Genomic DNA, 16,915 nt, shown 5'->3' on the forward strand with positions numbered 1-16,915 from the left:
AACGTATGCCTACCGGAGTGCAGGGCGGAGCGTCCGCCAACGCCAACGCCAACGCGTATCAAACTCATCCGCTGCGCGACGCGGCGTCCGGCCTCGGCGCGTTGTCGCCTCAGGCATACGTCGACGTGGTCTCCGCCGCGCAGCAGGATTTCATCGCGCGGATGTCCCGGCTGGCGTCGTCGCAATACGACGCGGACCCGGCCCCGGCCGGCGCGCGGCTCGACGGCGCGCCCGAGTTGCGCGAACCCGGCGAACCCGGAGCGCCGCCGCCCGATGCGGCGCCGGGCGACGCGCCCCGGGATAACGGCGGCATGACCGGGGCGGCGAAGCTGACGGCATTGCTCGGCGCGCTGATGAGCGTCATCAGCGCGAGCAGCCTGCAGGAATTGAAGCAGCGCTCCGACATCTGGAATCAGATGTCGAAGGCCGCGCAGGACGGCTTGACGCACCTTTCGGACGCGTTTCGACGCGCGACGGACGACGCGAAGACCGCCGCCGACGCGGCGGAGCGCGCGGCGTCGGCGGCGCGGCAGGCCGGCGCCGACGCACGGGCCGCCGACGCCGCGGCGGAAGCCGCGCGGCAGCGCTATCACGATGCAGTCAAGCAAGGTTTGCCAGACGATCAACTGAAGGCGCTGAAAGCGGCGCTCGATGCGGCGCGCCGGGAGGCCGGCGAATGGCACGGCCGGGCGGATGCGCTGCAGTCCGACGCGAATGCGCGGCTCGACGCGTCCATCGCGCTCGCGGAGCAGGCGCGGGCTTCCGAGCAGCGCGTCGACGACGCGGTGAATCGGGCGGTGGCGCAATACGGCGCGGGGGCGCCGTTGCGCGCCGCGCCGCCGGCGCTGAGCGGCGCGGCCGAACTGACGGCCGTGCTCGGCAAGTTGCAGGCGCTGATTTCGTCGGGGAACGTCGAGGAACTCGAATCGAAGCAGAAGCTGTTCACCGAGATGCAGGCGAAACGCGAAGCCGAACTGCAAAAGAAATCCGACGACTATCAGGCGCAGGTGAAGAAAGCCGAGGACATGCAGAAGACGATGGGCTGCATCGGCAAGATCATCGGCTGGGTCATCACGGCGGTGAGTGTCGCGGCGGCCGCGTTCACGGGCGGCGCGAGCCTCGCGCTGGCGGCGGTGGGTCTCGCGCTCGCGGTCGGCGACGAGATCGGCCGCGCGGCGACCGGGGTGTCGTTCATGGACAAGCTGATGCAGCCGGTGATGGACGCGATCCTGAAGCCGTTGATGAACGTTATCTCGTCGTTGATCACGAAGGCGCTCGTCGCATGCGGCGTCGATCAGCAAAAGGCCGAACTGGCCGGCGCCATCCTCGGTGCCGTCGTGACGGGCGTCGCGCTCGTCGCCGCGGCCTTCGTCGGCGCGTCGGCCGTGAAGGCCGTGGCGTCGAAGGTGATCGACGCCGTCGCGGGCCAGTTGACGAAGCTGATGGACTCGGCGATCGGCAAGATGCTCGTGCAGATGATCGAGCGATTTTCCGAGGAATCGGGGCTTCAGGCGCTGGGCTCGCGCACCGCGACGGCGATGACGCGGATGCGGCGCGCGCTCGGCGTCGAGACGCAGGAAGAGGGCATGCTGCTCGGCACCCGACTCGACAAGGCGAGCACCGTGCTGGGCGTCGGCAACCAGGTGTCGCAGGCGGGGGGCGGCATCGCCGTCGGGATCGAACGCGCGAAAGCGATGAATCTGCTCGCCGATGTCAAGGAGGCGATCTACGACATCAAGTTGATCGGCGATCTGCTGAAGCAGGCGGTCGAGACGTTTGCCGAGCACAACCGCGTGCTGGCGCAACTGATGCAGGACATGTCGGACGCCGGCGAGATGGAAACGGCGACGGGCAAGCTGGTTCTGCGCAATGTCCGTGCGGTGTAGCGCGGGCGATTCCGCTCATTAGCAAAATCGAGGAGGTATCTATGTCATTCACGGTGCAGGGCAGCGGCGTCAACGTCAATGCCGCTGAATCCACCCGGCGCGCCGACGCGGAAGCGTCGATCGCAACCGGCAACGCGGCCGGCCGCGACGGCAACCGATTGGTGCGCACGGATGCGGCGCTCGCCGCCGTCGTCGGCGTCGGCGCATCGCCGGCGGGCGACGCCGGCGCGACCGGGCCGCGGATCGAACTGACTCGGCCGAAGCCGTCCGCGCATCCGCGCGAGACGGATCGCTCGACGGTCGCCGGCATGGAGCGCGAGCACAAACGGTTCGCCGCGAGCCAGACGCCGGTCGTGACGGGCGTGCACGACGCGCTGGTCCAGCGTCACGTATCGCGCGTCCAAGCTGGGCGGGGCGATGCGGCCCGGGCGATCGAGCCGGGCGTCGACGGGCATGCGAGTCGCGCGCCGGCCGAACGGCCGCCGGGTTTCTCGTTCGCGGACGATGCGGCATTCAGCGCGATGCTCGCGTTCGGGTCGGCGTTGCAGAAGAACGTGCAGTCGGATCTCGTGATGCAAGGCAAGCTCACGACGCTCGCGCATGACGCGATGATGAGCGCGGCTCAGCAGGATCGCAGCATCGGGAACGCGCAGATGACGGCCGCGATCTCGGGCGGCGCATTGCAGGCGACGACGTCGCTCGGCGGCGCCTTTCAGCAGATGAAAGGCTTGAACACGAAATCGATGTCGATCGAGAACGAACTGAAGCCGCAAGCGGAACTCAAGCAGTTCCACGCGTCGCAGTCGCTCGAATTGCGCGGCATGAGCGAACCGGTGCTGCCGAAGGCCGAGGCGTCGCCCGTCAAGATCAAGCGCGATACCGGCGAGACGGTGCGCCACGATATCGACGCGGGCGAAGCGTCGTTGCGCGGCGCGCACGAGGACGTGCTGTCGCTGGAGGCGCCCGCCCGTCAGAACCGGATCGACATGCATGGCTTGCGGCACGAGCAGAGCCTGGTCAAGGCGGGCCGTCAGCAGATGAAGGGCGAGTTGATCCAGTCGGGCGGCCTGGTCGGCAAGAATCAGATCGACGGCGCATCGGCGCAGCAGCAGGGCGCGGAGCGGGCCGAACAGAAAGAGGACGAGAGCGCGCAGCAAACGGCGATGGCGGCGGCGAGCGCGCGCGACGAGGCGGCGCACCGTGGCCGCGAGGCCGCGCAGAAGGCGCTCGACGCCGCGAAGAGTCAGGTGGCGAACGACAACGCGGTGGCCGCGCAGGTGGCGAACGGCCTGCGCGCCTGAACGTCGCGGCCGGTGGTGTTTTTATGCAAGCGGGCCGCGATGCCGATCTCTAAGATCGGCATTCCAGGGATCGAGGGTATGGGGACATACAAGGAATTGAAGGCGCGCGCCGAAGCGTTGAGCGCGCAAGCGGAAGACGCGCGGCGCGCCGAATTGCAGGCCGTGATCGACGACGTGCGAGCGAAGGTGCGCGAATACGGTCTCACGGCGTACGAGATATTCGGGTATCGGAAGACGTCGGCTCAACCCAAACGCGGGCCGGTCAAGCCGAAATACCGCGATCCCGAGACCGGCGCGACGTGGACAGGGCGCGGCGTTGCGCCGAAATGGATTCGCGGCCGAAACCGCGATGAATTCTTGATCGAATGACGGTGGGCGCGCCGTGTCGCCCGCCGTCGATGAAACCGCTGACAGGAAGGTGACACATGATGCAGATCAACGTTGACATGGGACGCGCGCTGGCGGCGCGGGATTGGCAGGCGCTGGCGGCGCTCGCGCCGGCGGCGTCCGTCGAGGCGGATCGCGCGCCGACGGTGCCGGACGACGATGCCGGCGCGGTGAGTCACGCCCGGGACGGGGTGGAACGCAAGCTGGGCGCGATGCTCGACGCGTTCGAGGGGAGCAGGCTGCCGGAGCTGGCCGACGGCCGGTTGACGGCGGGGCGCGGCGCGGACCCGTCCGTGTTCGATTCCGCGCGCCTCGCGGTGCGCGGCCTCGCGCTCGCGCAGCGGAATCTGCTCGAGCGCTGGGAAGCGAACCATCTCGGCCATCCGCTCGAGGCGGGCGGCGGGAGCCTCGGCGGCGTTCAGCCGGACCCGATCCTGCAGGGGCTCGTGGACGTGATCGGACAGGGCAAATCCGATATCGACGCCTACGCGCGCATCGTCGAGGGGCTGACGAAATATTTCGAGCGCGTCGCCGACGTGATGAGCAAGCTGCAGGACTACATCTCGGCGAAAGACGACAAGAACATGAAGATCGACGGTCATGCGATCCGGCAACTGTTGGATGACGTCATCAAGCAGTTGCCGACCATGCAATTGCCGAAGGGAGCGGATATCGCCCGCTGGCGCAAGGAACTGGGGGACGCCGTCACGATCAGCGACACGGGTGTCGTCACGATCAATCCGGACAAGCTGGAGAAGATGCGCGATTCGCTGCCCGACAGCAGCGACGTGGTCTGGGACACCGCGCGCTATCAGGCCTGGAACACCGCGTTCTCCGGTCAGAAGGACAACATCCAGAACGACGTCCAGACGCTCGTCGAAAAGTATTCCCATCAGAACTCGAATTTCGACAATCTCGTCAAGGTATTGAGCGGCGCGATCTCGACGCTGATGGATACCGCGAAAAGCTATTTGCAGATCTGAGCGCGGCCGCGCCGCCGTTGGCCAATTTCCGGGCGGCCGATTGCCGCCCCCCTTTCCACGAATCGAATTGAGGATGCCTTTCCATGCCGCCGCCCATTGATCCCGCTTCACGCACTCACGGCGCGCCGCCCGCCATTCGCGGCGGTGCGCGCCGCGCGTCCGATTCCGGCGGCGTCCTCGCGGCGGACGTGGCGCGCGTGACGAGCGCGCGTCGCCACAGCATGCCGAACCTCGGCGGGGCGGGCGACGCGCAAGCCGGCCGCGCCGGACGCGCGCCGGCGCAATCGTTCCGGCAGCGGCTCGCGGCCGTATCGTCGCGCAATCCGCGCGAGTCGCCGGCGTCGGCTGAGCGGGACGCCGCGCCGCACGGCGCGACGTCGCTCGAACAGGCACGCGCGCATTTGAATGCGCTGGCGGCCGATCATGGCGGCGCGCTGAGCGCGTTCGTCGCGCAATTGAACGATCACGATCGCCGCGCGCTCGATCATCTCGCGCTGACCGTCCATGCGTTGCACCTGACGGTGGACGATGCGCGCGCGCCCGATGCGTTCGCGTCGATCGGCAAGGCGCTCGCTTCGTTTCTGACGGCGGCCGCGCGGCCCGGCGTCAGGCTCCGGGATCTGTGCGTCGAGGGAAACAAGTCCTATCGAACGCTTTGCGAGTGCGTCGCCGCATTGCTGCGGGACGACGGCGTCGCGGACGCGATGTTCGGCCATGCGCGCGAACGCGGCGACGCGGCGGCGGCGGACCTCGTATCCGCGCGGCTCGGCGGTCGGATGGACGGCGAGGTTCGGGTCAACGGCATGGTGAACCGGCATGGCGGCGACGCGCAGCTCAGAATGGCGGCCGTCGCGCAGCGCTTCGCGCTCGGCGCGCGTCATGCGACGAATCTCGTCGACATGGCGGGCACCACGCTCGATCTGCTCGGACGCACCGACCAACTGCTCAACGGCGTCGCGCGGAGAATGGCCCCGCCCGAGCCGGGCTGCCCGCGTCCACCGGGCGGCGAGCCGGCGTCGCCGAACGCGACGGGGCCTGTTTCGCCCGTGGTCGTCAACAACTACAACACCGTCAATGTGAATCTCGACGGGCTCGAGCGTCTGGTCGGGGATCTCGGGCGGATGATGGATGCGCTGCTGACTCGGATGGAGTCGAGTCGCGCGCCCGAGGCCGCGCGGCCCGCCGAGGGAGCCGGGCCGGGCGTGGCCGGATCGTCCGGCGCGACGCGCGCGCATTCGACGCATCGGAGGTTCGGTGACGCGCCGACCTCGTCGTTCGCCGAGACTCGGGCGGATGGGCGAATCGAGGCGCCCGCCGATCCGCGTGTCACGTCGCGCGCCGATCCGCCGGCGTCGTCGACGCGCCACGTGGCGGGGGGCGTATCGACGTCTCGGCTGCCGGCCGGCGGAAACGGCATCGGCGTCGATGGCGCGCGGAACGGGGCGTGGCGACCTGCCGTCGACGGCGGGTGGCGAATGGGACAACACGATCCGATCGTCAGGACCACCGAAGGCGCGACGCGATTGGACCCGTTCAGTCGGGTCGGCCCGCGCGTGGCGGGCGCGTCGCGCGCCGACGCCGTGGGGCGAGGCGGCGCGGAAGCACCGAACACGCCGAATACGCCGAATGCATCCTCGGGCAGCGCCGGAGCCGTCGAACCGCGTCCCGGCTCGCATGCGCGGGCGAACGGGCCGACGGTCATCGGTGGGTGGTTGCGCGACTCGCTGCGCGGCGGGTGGGTCAAGGCGAGCGGCGATGCGTCATCGGGCGCGACGGCGCGGCCCGGCTCGGGCGATTCGCTTGCCGTTCCAGGGCGCGACACACCCGCCGCGGCATCCGTGCCGGGGAGTGCGGCGGATCGGTTGGTTGAACCCGGCCGACCGGTTGGCGACGCGCACGCGGCGCCGCCGGCATCCGCGCCGCGCGCCGTCGAGCCACGTCGAATGAACCGGGCGCAACTGGAGCGGGCGGGGCGCTATCCGCTCGTCGACGATGATGCGCCGCCGACCGGCGCACCCGAAACGATGAACGTCCGGGCGCCGGCGAAGGTGTTTCCGACCGTGCGGCCCGCCGACCGGATCGTGACGACCGAAGGGCCGACGCGCGTCGGCTGGGCGGATTCGATCGACGGCGGGACGGCGCGATGACGGCGGAATCGCATCGGAACGACGTGGCCGCGCTCGCCGAGGTGACCGGCATGCTGTCCGGCATGCTTTGCGTGCCGGCGGCGCGCATTTCGCCCGATCAGCGGCTGATCGAGGATCTCGCGATGGATTCGCTGGAACTGATCGAACTGGCGATGGAACTCGACGCGCGGTGGAACATCCAGTTGGATCGCGCGCGCCTGGCCGACGTCGCGACGGTCGCCGACGTCGCGGCGTGGCTCGACGCGGCGACGCCGCCGAACGAAAGGGCCGCGCCGTGACGGCGCGCGGCCGCGCGCGGGTGATGCGCATCGCGGCGGCGTTCGCGATCGGCATGACGTCGGGGATCGGCGTCGCGCATGCGGATTGCGTCGCGGATGCCGCGCGGCGGTATCGCGTCAACGCCGATGTGCTGCGCTCGATCGCGTACTACGAATCGGGATTGAATCCCCGCGCGCTGCATCGCAATCGGAACGGGTCGGTCGACGTGGGCCTGATGCAGATCAATTCGGTGCATTTCCCCGCGTTGCGCGATGCGGGCATCGACCGGCGCGGCCTGGACGACGCGTCGGTCAACGCGCGCGTCGGCGCGGCGCTGCTGCGCCGGCAGATCGATCTGTATGGCGCGACATGGCGCGCGGTCGGCGCGTATCACTCGACCACGCCTGAATTGCGAGATCGGTACGCGCGCGCGATTTACGACATCTATCTGGCGCGCCCCTGGGAGAACCGGACCGCGATGCGACAAACGACGCCCGCGAAGGGCGGGCACGCGCCCGCCCTCGTGGTCGAGGCGGTGTCGCTGGAGTGAGGCGCGCGCGTCGCGGCGGATCGCCGTGCCGACGGAATCGGGCGGGACGCGCCGATGCGGCGCGACCTCGGCCGCTTCATCCACCGTCTCGCGGCCCGACTCGTCGGGGCGATCGCCGCCAACGGGCGCGCCCCCGATCGTGATCCGGGGCGCGCCCGTTTCGTCATGCCGCGTCCGGTGCGCCTGATGCGCGCGATGCGTCGCCTGCCGCCGGACGGTGTGCGTCGTCGAGTTCCCGTACCGCCTGCTGGAAGCGGACGAGCGCGTCGGCGCGGTCGGCCGGCGCGGCGGCCGCGATGATGTCGACCGCCTGTTGGCGCGCGTACCCTTGCAGCGCACGGCAATCCGGGCTTGCCGCCAGTTCGGCGCCCATCAGCGCGTACGCCTCGATCCAGAGTTCCGTGCAGACGGGATTCGTTCCCGCGCCGCTCGGCGTGAAGACGCCTTGCCGATCGCTGCCCGGCAAGCCGATCGTGCGCGCCGCGTCGCCGAGCGCGGCGACATAGGCGGACCGCGCGTCGCCCGCACGTGTGGCCGGGTCCATGCAGAACCGGTCTTTCGCCTCGCTGTAGATCGCGCAGAGCGTCGCCTCGCAGACCTGCCGGCCGAATTCCGGATCGCGCTGGATGTCGTTTTTCATTTTGTCGGCGACCTGCCTGGCCGACGCATCGAGAAAATGCCGGATCTCCTGCTTGCGATCGCCGTCCGGGCGGACGCTGCCCACGTAGCGAACGTCCTTCAGCTTGACCCGACCGGATGAGTCGGACGACGCGCCGCAGCGGAACAAACGGCCGAGCGCTTCGCCGATCCTGCTGAAGATGCGCTTGACCTGCTGTGCGAACGATGTGCGCGGCTGCGCGTCGCAACGCTTGACGTGAACACCGAACGAAGTCTTGCTGGTGTGCGTGAATCCGCCGATTCTCGGGTTGTAGGTCATGTCGTGCTCTCGATTGAATGGGAAGGAATCCGGGACGTTCACGACCGCGCGCGATCGGGACGCATCCACGCGAGACGCGAACGAATGACCGGATCGTGAGAATTCTATGAAACGGATCACAGGGACCGATTCCATAAATTGATCATCCGAATCGCCGCGCCGCGCGTGTCATCGCCTGATCGGAATCTGCAAGCCACCGCGGATGAATCTATTCAGCATCGACCTCCATGTCGACAGGCTTGGATGAGGGGTTCGCCGGAGCCGCCGGAAGGCCCGCATCCGATCCCCGGCTCGACACGAAGAGGCCGCCGCTCAGGCGGCCGCCGCGCGCCAGCGGAATTTTCTTGGCGGAACGGAGGCAGTGATGATCAACGTAGAGGCATTCGTCGCGTGCACGCGGTCCGGAAATCGCGTCGTCGTCGCCGGCGGCGAGAGCGGTCCGGTGGCGGCGGTCGCGAAACTGGGCATGAAGGACCGATTGCTGGCCTTTCTCTCGCATGTTCCATTGTTGAAGCACTGCGGCGTCGTCCAGCGCTACGCGGAACAGGTTCGTTTGGAGAATCGCCGCACGCTCGAGGTTTTCGTGCTCGCGCTGTCGAAGCGGTTCGGCGCGGAAGGCGCGAAGGCGGCGTTCGAATACGGTGCGCGGCGTGGTGGCGCGCCGTTGGAACAGCGCACGGTGCGCCACATGGTGTCGATCGCGGAGCATTTTCATGGCGTCGGCGCGGCGAAGCCGTTGGCTCGCCACGTGGTGTTCCGGACCTGGGCGTGTCGTGGGTTCGACCATCCCGGGCATGCGTCGATCACGATCAAGAGCCAGGCGGGCGCCGACGCCGGCCCGAATGTCTACGAGCACGTCAGTTGGTGGCCGGGCCGTCCGGTGAGCGACAAACTCGCCGGGGCGAGCAAGGCGAAGTCGATAAAGGATTATCGGACCGAGAAGCGTTTGGAGATCTCGGACGAAACGGAGAGCAAGCTCCGCGCGGGTAAGGAGGCGCGTGAGCGGATTCTGACGGACGGCTATCGAAACGCGGGCAAGGCCGACCTTGCCCGCGCACGGTTCTTCCCGAGAGCGGGACAGAAGCCTTCCGGGCCCCAGCGCTGGGAACTCAGCGCCCGCAAGGTGTATTTCCCCGCCGTCGGGTTCAACCGGGACAAGGGCGCGCGGGATCAGCCGGGGCGGTTCATGCTGTTCGGCCTGGACGAGGCGGCGATCCTGCGTGACGCGCGCACCGTGAAGCAGGCGGCCGAGACGGGCGAGCTGGGTTATCAAATGGTCAGCACGCAAGAGAATTGCGCGTCGATCGCGCTGCGCGTGCTGCGCGCCGGCGGCGCGGAACGCTTCGTGCCGTACGCGTCGCCGTGGATCTACGAGGACCCGAATCACGCGCATACCTATGCGCAAGCCGTGCAAGCGCGGATCGACGGACTGAATCAGCAGCGCACCGACCTCGCGAGTCACTGCGAACGGCTGGCCGGCGATGCATCCGTCCGGCAAACCTGGCAAGCGTTCGTCGAGGCCGACCCGGCGCGGGAGGACGATGCGTGGATCGGCGGCGGCGACGTGCTTGGCGCCGCCCGCTGGGGTGCGTCGCGACAGGACCGGATCGACGACCACGTCAGACAGGTCGAGCGGATCGGCGCGTACTTCGCCGAGCTGTCCGGCAAACGGCCCGATCGCGCCGGCGCCGATCTCGCCGGCGTGATGACGCGCTGCGCGCCTGCCGCGGGCGACGACGTCGCGGTGCTGACACGCAAGGCACGTGTGTTCGTCGAGACTTTCGCAAGGCACCTGGACACGCCGCCGAAGGACGAACGCAGCGCGCTGCTCAGACTGGCGGCGCATGCGATGGTCGAGCAGATCGAGGCATTCATGTCGATCGCGATCACCGCGTGACCCCCGGCCGCGCCGGACCCGACAAACCCGATGGAGAACTTCAAGCGATGAATACCCCTGCCGAATGGTTGAATGCGCTGAGCGAGAAGGTCTGCCTTCCGCTCGATTTCGATGAGCATGGGCAATGTTTCCTGATGCTCGACGACCGGCTGATGATGTCGATTCGCCGTGTGGACGATGCGGTCGTCCTGTACGGCATGCTCGGCGAATTTCCCGCGCCCGTGCCCGCGTCCCTCTGCATGCGGGTGCTGGCCGAGAACCTCGCGTTGTCGGAGGCGGGCGGCGGCGGCATCGGGTATGACGACGACACGGGGGCGATGATGCTGATCGAGCGCGTCCGGGACGCGGGATTCGGCGCCGACGCATTCGTCGACGCGGTCGCGGCGTTCTCGTCCCGCCTCGAACGCCTGATCGAGGCGCTCGAGGCGGCGGATACCGGCGACGGCGACGCCGACGCCGGCGCCTGGCACCGCCCGCTCGATCCGCGCGCGATCCGCGCGATGCGCGGATGACGGAGCGGGCGTCGCGCGCCGCCGCGTGTCCGACGTGCGACCCGATGTCGCGCCCTGTGTGCGAAACAACGCGCACATGAAACCCATTCGAAACAATCCGGTGACATGTGCGCGTTATCTTCAACAATGGGGCGGGCGCGACGGCGGGCCCGCGTGCATCGCCGGCCGTTGGCGAGCGTGGTTGCGCCGACAGTCGAGAGGACGGTATTCAGGCAATGAAGAGTCGATGATGATCGTGTACAGAAAATGTGAGAAGGTGCTGGTCGTCGACCACCATCCGATCGTCCGCGACGGCATCGAGGTCGTGCTCGGTAAGGCGTATCGGGAGATCGACGTGCGCGGCGCGGCGGACATGGCGGAGGCGGCCGACCGGTGCCGCCTCGATCGTCCGGATCTCGTGCTGTTGGAGCTGATGTTGCCGGGCGACGATCCGCTGCCGGGGATGAGGACGATCCTGCGCGCGCATCCGGGCACGCGGTTCGTCGTCTTCACCGCGCTCCGGTCGGAGGCGCGCGCGGCGGAGGCGATTCGCGCCGGCGCGTCGGGCTATCTGATGAAATGGTGCAGCACGGACGAGATGGTGCGCGCGGTCAGGCGGGTGATGTCCGGCCACGTCCACCTCGATCCGGCGCTCGATGAGGGGAAGGTCGCGTCGGTGTTCGACGGTCGCGCGCCCCGGACGCCCGTCGACGCGCTGACGCCGCGCGAAAAGCAGGTGCTGAAACTCATCGCCGATGGCATGCGCAATCGCGAGATCGCGTTGTTGCTGAACATCAGCACGAAGACCGTCGATTGCCACCGGCACCGGCTGATGCAGAAGCTCGGCGCGAAAAACATCGCCAACGTCATCCACTGGGCGTATCGATACGGCTACGCGGATACCTGCGTGCCCAGGCTGTAGCGCGCGCCCCTTCTTTCAGTCACCTATTCCACGGTTATTCATCATGGCGAAGATGTGCGCGCCCGGCGGCGGAACGCTGCTGCAGTTCTTTTCCACCGACGGCATGCCGCTCGTGCGCGGCGCGGCGTTCTGGCGCGCCCAGGTGTTCCAGTGCGACGACGTGCGGGCCGCCAGCCCCCGGACGTTTCACGGACAGGGTTTCCTGTGCCGATGCGAGCGCGGCCGGTTCGTCCGCTTCCGCGGCGCATCGCTCGACGCCTGGACCCGCGAGGCGGAAACGGGCGCGGCTCCGCTCGACGGGTACGTGACGATCTGCGTGTTGCATGCGGGCACGTGCACGGTCGAGATGGCCGGCTGCCCGGATGCGCGATTTCGCGAGAACGAACTGTTCATGCTTGACGGCGGCCAGCCGATGCGTGTGCATTGGGAGGCACCGTGCTTCAGCGCGCTGCGGCTCGCGCGTTCGTCGGTCGCGCGGCTGCTCGGGTGCCCGGCGATGCATGCGCCGTCTCCCGCGATGTCGTTGCAGGCGACCGGGTTCGCGCCGTTCCTGAGCGCCGAACTGGCGGCGATCGGCGACCGGGGGCCGGCGTTGCCTTCGGAGGAACTCGATTACCTGTTGACGCGCGCGGCCGACCTCGGCCGCGCGCTGCTGCGGGCCGTGCTGTCCGCGCATGCGCATCGCGCCGCGCCGGCACGCGGCGACCGCTTGCGGGCGGCATACCGCTACATCGACCAGCATCTGCATCTACAGGGTTTGACGCCCGATCGGATCGCGCACGCGGTGCACTGTTCGCGCACGCAGCTCTATCGTCTGTTCCGCCGCGAATCGCAAACGGTGACCGCGGCATTGCGCGATGCGCGGTTGACCCGCAGTCTCGGCTACCTGGAACAACCGGGTCTCGCCATCAGCATCGGCGAGATCGCGCATGCGTGCGGTTTTCCTGATCAATCGACATTCGGCAAGCTGTTCCGCCGCCGCTTCGGCAAGACGCCGGGCGAGGTGCGGCGCGCGGTGCGGCGCGGCCCGGCCGACGCCGCGCCGTTCGAGACGGCGGGCGGGGCGGTGACGCCGGCTGCTTGACGGCCGAGCGCGGCCCCGGCGGCACGGCCGGTCGCGTCGTCGTTGCGATGACGCACCGCGTGTTCGCCTTCTTTGGCGCGACCACGCGGCCGCCGCTTGCCCGCCTGCTTCAGCGTCGGCCCCCGCTCGCCTGGCGAGTCGAGCAGGCGTCGCGCGCGGCCGCCGGCGATTGGCGGCCGTCTTGCCTCGCCGACGCGCTTCGTTCATCAAGCAACGCCGATCCGCAACGTCTGCAAGCCGCGCAGGTTGTTGCGCTGATGCCATTCGAGACGGTCGAGATCGATCGGGCGCAACGACGGAAAGCGTTGCAACAGCGATCCGATGGCGATTTCCAGCTCCATCTGCGCGAGCCGCGCGCCGAGGCAGTAGTGGATGCCGCCGCCGAAGGTCAGCGCGGCCTTCGCGTTCACGCGATGGATATCGAGCCGGTCCGGATCCGGAAACACGGCCGGATCGCGATTGGCCGCGCCCAGCAGCATGAAGATCAACGTGCCGCGCGGCAGCACATGGCCTTCCACCCGGATGTCCTCGAAAACGGTGCGCACCACCATCTGGACCGAACTGTCGTAGCGCATGCATTCGGCCACGCCCGAGGGCACGAGCGACGGCGCGGCGATCAATTCCGCGAGACGTTCCGGGTTGCGAAACAAGGCGACCATCGCATTGCTCATGGTGTTCGACGTGGTCTCGTGTCCGGCGACGAACAGCAACACCACGTTGGCGATCACTTCCTTCTTGTTGAACGTCTCGCCGTCGTCCTCCACGGTCAACAGGGACGAGATCAGATCGTCGCCGGGCCGCCGGCGCCGTCGCTCGATCACGTCTTCGAAATACGCTTCCAGTGCCAGCGCGCCGTCGTTGGCCTCCTGGAGCCGGGCGTCGTCGATCGGGGCCAGGTCGAGGGCCGAGGCGACGCGGCTTGCCGCTTGGCCGAGCCTCGCGCCGTCGTCGAACGGGATGCCGAGCAGCCGGCAGATGATGTTGAGCGGCAGCGGCAGCGCATAGTCGGCGACGAGGTCGAACTCCGCTTTTCCGGCGATCGCATCGAGCAGTTCGCGCGTCGACGCCTCGGTGATCGCGCGCAGGTTCTCGATCTGCCGCGCGTTGAACGCCTTCATCAACAATGTGCGCAGGCGGGTGTGCGCCGGCGGATTCATCATCAGGAACATCCGGCTCAGCACGTCGAACACGGGCATGCCCATCCTTGCCTCACCGTAGCGCACGCGCACGCTTTGCAGATAGGTCTTGCCGACCGAGCGTTCGCGCAGCAGCGCGTTGATCAGCGCGTAGTCGCCCGTCACGCGAATGTTCGGCGCGATCTCGAGCAGCGGACCCTTGGCGCGTAGTTGGGCGTAGAGCGGATAGGGATCGGCGAAGAAGGCCGGGGATGAGAACGTGGAGAAATTCATGAGATGTCCTCGAAGGGCTGGAGAGTGAGGCACGGCCAAATGGTAGCGGCAACCGGAGTCGAACGGAGGCGGCGCGCCATTGAAAGCGCGTGGGATTTCAGGCGACGCGCGGCGGTCTGTTTCAACATCCGAACCCATGCGCGGGCCGGGTGAGCGGAACGGCGCTCGATGGGCCGACGTCGCGGCGTCCACGGCCGATGCTCGCCGCACCGCGCGCATGCGTCATCTTGAAGCCGCGATCGGCGCGGTGAACGCGCCGCGCCGGAATGATCGAAGTGGTTCGGAGGCGTCGTGTCGTCCATCGTCGGCGTTCGGTCGGGAATCGGTGCCAGTGGCGCGGCGGCGGCGGCACGCACGCCGTCGCCGCCGCGCCGCGCGCTCATGGCCTATCGGCGTCGAGCAAGTCGGGCGGAGTCGCGTCGCCCCAGCACGCGCCGATGCGGCGCGGCAGCGCGTCGACGGGGGAGGACGACGCGCGCGCCGCCGCGTCGGACGGCCGCGGGGATGAGGACGCGGCGTCCCTGTCCGGCTCGCCGGGCGGGATCGACAGCCGCTTTTGACGCGCGACGTCGTCGCGCCGCGTCCGTTCGAGCGCGTCGATTCGATCGACGTGCGCGATCAACGCGTCCTGTCCGGAGAAGCTGTAACGCACGTCGATGTAACGGACGCCGAGGTTCGCGAGCCGCGCCTTCGACTGCGGGAAGTCGCGCGGCGTGAAGCGCCGCACGCCATAGCGGAAGTCCTGGACGAAGCGCGCGATGCCGAGCGGTCCCGCATAGCGGCGCACGAGCGTGACGCCGTCGAACGCGATGCGCAGCGTCGCATCGCCGCATTGATCGGGCCGCCAGTCGATCTGTTCCGATACCCGGAAGTTGTAGTTCGTCAGCGTCCGCGTCTGCGGCGTACATTGCAGCGTCAATACGGTCTCGAAGGGTTTCGCCTTGGCTTCCGGGTTGACGTCGGTCGGCTGCGCGACGATGCCGATGTGCGCGGTCTGCGCGTTGAGGGCGTCGAGTTGCCGGCCGAGCGCCGCGATGCGTCCGTCGAGTTCGGCGGCGGCCTGCTGCCGGGCCTGCCGCTCCGCGTCGCGCCGCGCTTGGGCGACGCGACGGGCGGCGGCGTCGTCGAGCATCGGCAGGAACGCGTCGGTGAACGGCAGGCGGTAGCCGAGGGTCTCGACCGCCGACGCGCGTACCGCGCCCAGCCGCACGAACGGCTTGGCCGGTCCGTCGACGAACGACCAGATCGCGCCTTGCGCGCCGTATAAGCGGTCGCTCGCGTCGTCCTGCGTCGCCGCGCGCTTGAGCGGCCACAGCACGTCGCGTTCCCAATCCTGCTGCAGCGCGCAGGATGCCTGCCGCTCGACGTACTGGATCACCGTATGCAGCGGCCCGCCGACGAGCCGCCAAGCGATGTCGCCGCCCACGCCGCGATCGCCGGCGAGTCGCTTGACGTCGCGCAACGCGTCGACCGAGGTGCGCAGCGCGGAAGCCTCGACCGCGGGATCGGCGCCGAAGCGGTGAAAATCGGCCGCGAGCCGGTAAGCCGTGCCGGGGCCCGACAGCGCATCGACCGCGAGTCCGGCGACGCGCTTGTCGTATTCCACCAGCGCGGCGCGCAGCGCGGCGTCGTGTTCCAGCGTGAGCAAGCCCAGCGCGGGCGCGCCGCCGAGCGTCTCGCGCAACGCCTGGCCGCCGCTGCGCGAAATCGAACCGAGCATCGCGCCGAGTCCGCCCGGCGCGGGCGTGTGCGCGGAGACGGCCATGCGCGTCGCGGTTCGGGCCAGGTCGAGCCACGGCGGCAACGCCTCGCTTCGTGTCGCGTCGAACTCCTGGTTGAGCCGCGCGAGCAGGGACGTGAACGGATCGCGGCGGCCCGCAATCCGGTCGATCACGGTTCGCCATTGGGCTTCCGTCGTCAGCAGTTGCTCGCCTCGCGGGAAGCGCGCGGTGAAATCGCGCCAGGCGTCGATGCGCTGCGCCCGGTACCACGCGTCGAACGCTTCGCGATGGAACGCGAACTTCGGCCGGTTCGCCACGGCGTGCGCCATGTCGTCGAGGAACGCGTCGAGCGTCGGTCGGTACGCGGCGGTCAGCGCGGCGGGCACGCGGATGGCGCGCAACGCGGGCGCGGGTTGGCGCGCGGCGGCGGCCGGCCAGAAATCGGCGAGCGTGACGTCGCGCGGCGGCGCGGCATCCGGGAGATCGAGCAGCCATGCGCCGTTCGGATCACGGTACGCGAGCTGTTCGAGCCGGGCCTGCGCGGCGCCGGCGCGCGAGGCCAGCGCACCGTCGTCCGGCGCGCTCCATGCGATATGGGAGACCGTCAGCGCATCGAGCAGCGGCGACAGGTCGTCGCCGGGCCGTTCCGTCCCGTTTCCGGCGACGCCGCCGGGACGCGAACCGACGACGGTCGGCGCGGGCATGCGCGCCAGCGTCGCGAGGGTCGCGCCGCGTTGGCGCGCCTGGATCAGGTTCACGTAGCGGACCAGGTTGCTGATGCGCGCGGCGACAGGGCGAACGTCGGGCGCGAGCTTCGCGGTGAAATCCTGCGTCGGACCATAGAACAGCCGATCGGCGAACGGCTCGATCGCTTGCCGGTAGTGCGCGACGTAGCGGCCCTTGAGTTCCGCCTCGAGTTTGCCGACGGGCGTGGGGCCGGCC

The 16,915-nt window shown here is 69.1% G+C and carries 13 protein-coding genes and 1 pseudogene; 11 read left to right on the plus strand and 3 right to left on the minus strand.

Annotation, left to right across the window (positions count from 1 at the left end; all coding sequences use genetic code 11):
* The first annotated feature begins 5 nt into the window (after window positions 1-5).
* From sctE to RZR99_RS00165, 7 genes are all read left to right on the plus strand, one after another.
* Window positions 6-1,886: a type III secretion system translocon subunit SctE gene (gene sctE / locus RZR99_RS00135; protein ID WP_323117706.1), complete on the plus strand. Its 1,881-nt coding sequence runs from the start codon at window positions 6-8 to the stop codon at window positions 1,884-1,886.
* A gap of 41 nt (window positions 1,887-1,927) precedes the next feature.
* Window positions 1,928-3,187 carry an IpaC/SipC family type III secretion system effector gene (locus tag RZR99_RS00140; protein ID WP_323117707.1) on the plus strand — a complete coding sequence of 420 codons (1,260 nt, stop codon included), beginning with the start codon at window positions 1,928-1,930 and terminating at the stop codon, window positions 3,185-3,187.
* Between the two features lie 78 nt (window positions 3,188-3,265).
* Window positions 3,266-3,556, plus strand: a complete 291-nt coding sequence (locus RZR99_RS00145; protein ID WP_323117708.1) for an H-NS histone family protein — start codon at window positions 3,266-3,268, stop codon at window positions 3,554-3,556.
* 59 nt (window positions 3,557-3,615) lie between these two features.
* The gene (gene sctA / locus RZR99_RS00150; protein ID WP_323118006.1) at window positions 3,616-4,557 is read left to right on the plus strand and encodes a type III secretion system needle tip protein SctA; all 942 of its coding nucleotides are present in this window, start codon (window positions 3,616-3,618) and stop codon (window positions 4,555-4,557) included.
* A gap of 83 nt (window positions 4,558-4,640) precedes the next feature.
* Window positions 4,641-6,704: a hypothetical protein gene (locus RZR99_RS00155; protein ID WP_323117709.1), complete on the plus strand. Its 2,064-nt coding sequence runs from the start codon at window positions 4,641-4,643 to the stop codon at window positions 6,702-6,704.
* Window positions 6,701-6,982, plus strand: coding sequence for an acyl carrier protein (locus tag RZR99_RS00160; protein WP_323117710.1), 282 nt, complete (start codon window positions 6,701-6,703; stop codon window positions 6,980-6,982). The genes RZR99_RS00155 and RZR99_RS00160 overlap by 4 nt, the downstream gene beginning before the upstream one ends.
* Window positions 6,979-7,512: a lytic transglycosylase domain-containing protein gene (locus RZR99_RS00165; RefSeq protein WP_407655378.1), complete on the plus strand. Its 534-nt coding sequence runs from the start codon at window positions 6,979-6,981 to the stop codon at window positions 7,510-7,512. Before RZR99_RS00160 ends, RZR99_RS00165 begins: the two co-directional genes overlap by 4 nt.
* Before the next feature lie 163 nt (window positions 7,513-7,675).
* Here RZR99_RS00165 and RZR99_RS00170 read toward each other — a convergent pair whose 3' ends face one another.
* The gene (locus RZR99_RS00170; protein ID WP_323117711.1) at window positions 7,676-8,449 is read right to left on the minus strand and encodes a type III secretion protein BopE; all 774 of its coding nucleotides are present in this window, start codon (window positions 8,447-8,449) and stop codon (window positions 7,676-7,678) included.
* 364 nt (window positions 8,450-8,813) lie between these two features.
* Between RZR99_RS00170 and RZR99_RS00175 the strand changes: the two genes are divergently transcribed.
* The 4 genes from RZR99_RS00175 to RZR99_RS00190 all read left to right on the plus strand — a co-directional run bounded on the left by RZR99_RS00175 (window position 8,814) and on the right by RZR99_RS00190 (window position 12,843).
* Window positions 8,814-10,346: a type III secretion system effector BopA family protein gene (locus RZR99_RS00175; protein ID WP_323117712.1), complete on the plus strand. Its 1,533-nt coding sequence runs from the start codon at window positions 8,814-8,816 to the stop codon at window positions 10,344-10,346.
* Between the two features lie 47 nt (window positions 10,347-10,393).
* Complete coding sequence (gene sicP, locus RZR99_RS00180) at window positions 10,394-10,858, plus strand: chaperone SicP (RefSeq protein ID WP_323117713.1); 465 nt, start codon at window positions 10,394-10,396, stop codon at window positions 10,856-10,858.
* A gap of 256 nt (window positions 10,859-11,114) precedes the next feature.
* Complete coding sequence (locus RZR99_RS00185) at window positions 11,115-11,759, plus strand: response regulator transcription factor (protein WP_323118008.1); 645 nt, start codon at window positions 11,115-11,117, stop codon at window positions 11,757-11,759.
* Window positions 11,760-11,802: 43 nt separating this feature from the next.
* Window positions 11,803-12,843 carry an AraC family transcriptional regulator gene (locus RZR99_RS00190; RefSeq protein ID WP_323117714.1) on the plus strand — a complete coding sequence of 347 codons (1,041 nt, stop codon included), beginning with the start codon at window positions 11,803-11,805 and terminating at the stop codon, window positions 12,841-12,843.
* A 206-nt stretch (window positions 12,844-13,049) separates the two neighbouring features.
* Here the strand turns inward: RZR99_RS00190 and RZR99_RS00195 are convergent, their stop codons facing one another.
* Window positions 13,050-14,252: a cytochrome P450 gene (locus RZR99_RS00195; protein WP_323118009.1), complete on the minus strand. Its 1,203-nt coding sequence runs from the start codon at window positions 14,250-14,252 to the stop codon at window positions 13,050-13,052.
* 379 nt (window positions 14,253-14,631) lie between these two features.
* Window positions 14,632-16,915 (minus strand): annotated as a pseudogene (locus RZR99_RS00200) (type VI secretion system protein ImpL); the annotation flags it as partial.

Origin of the sequence: Burkholderia alba, assembly GCF_034721475.1 — a bacterium.
GTDB classification, from domain to species: domain Bacteria; phylum Pseudomonadota; class Gammaproteobacteria; order Burkholderiales; family Burkholderiaceae; genus Burkholderia; species Burkholderia alba.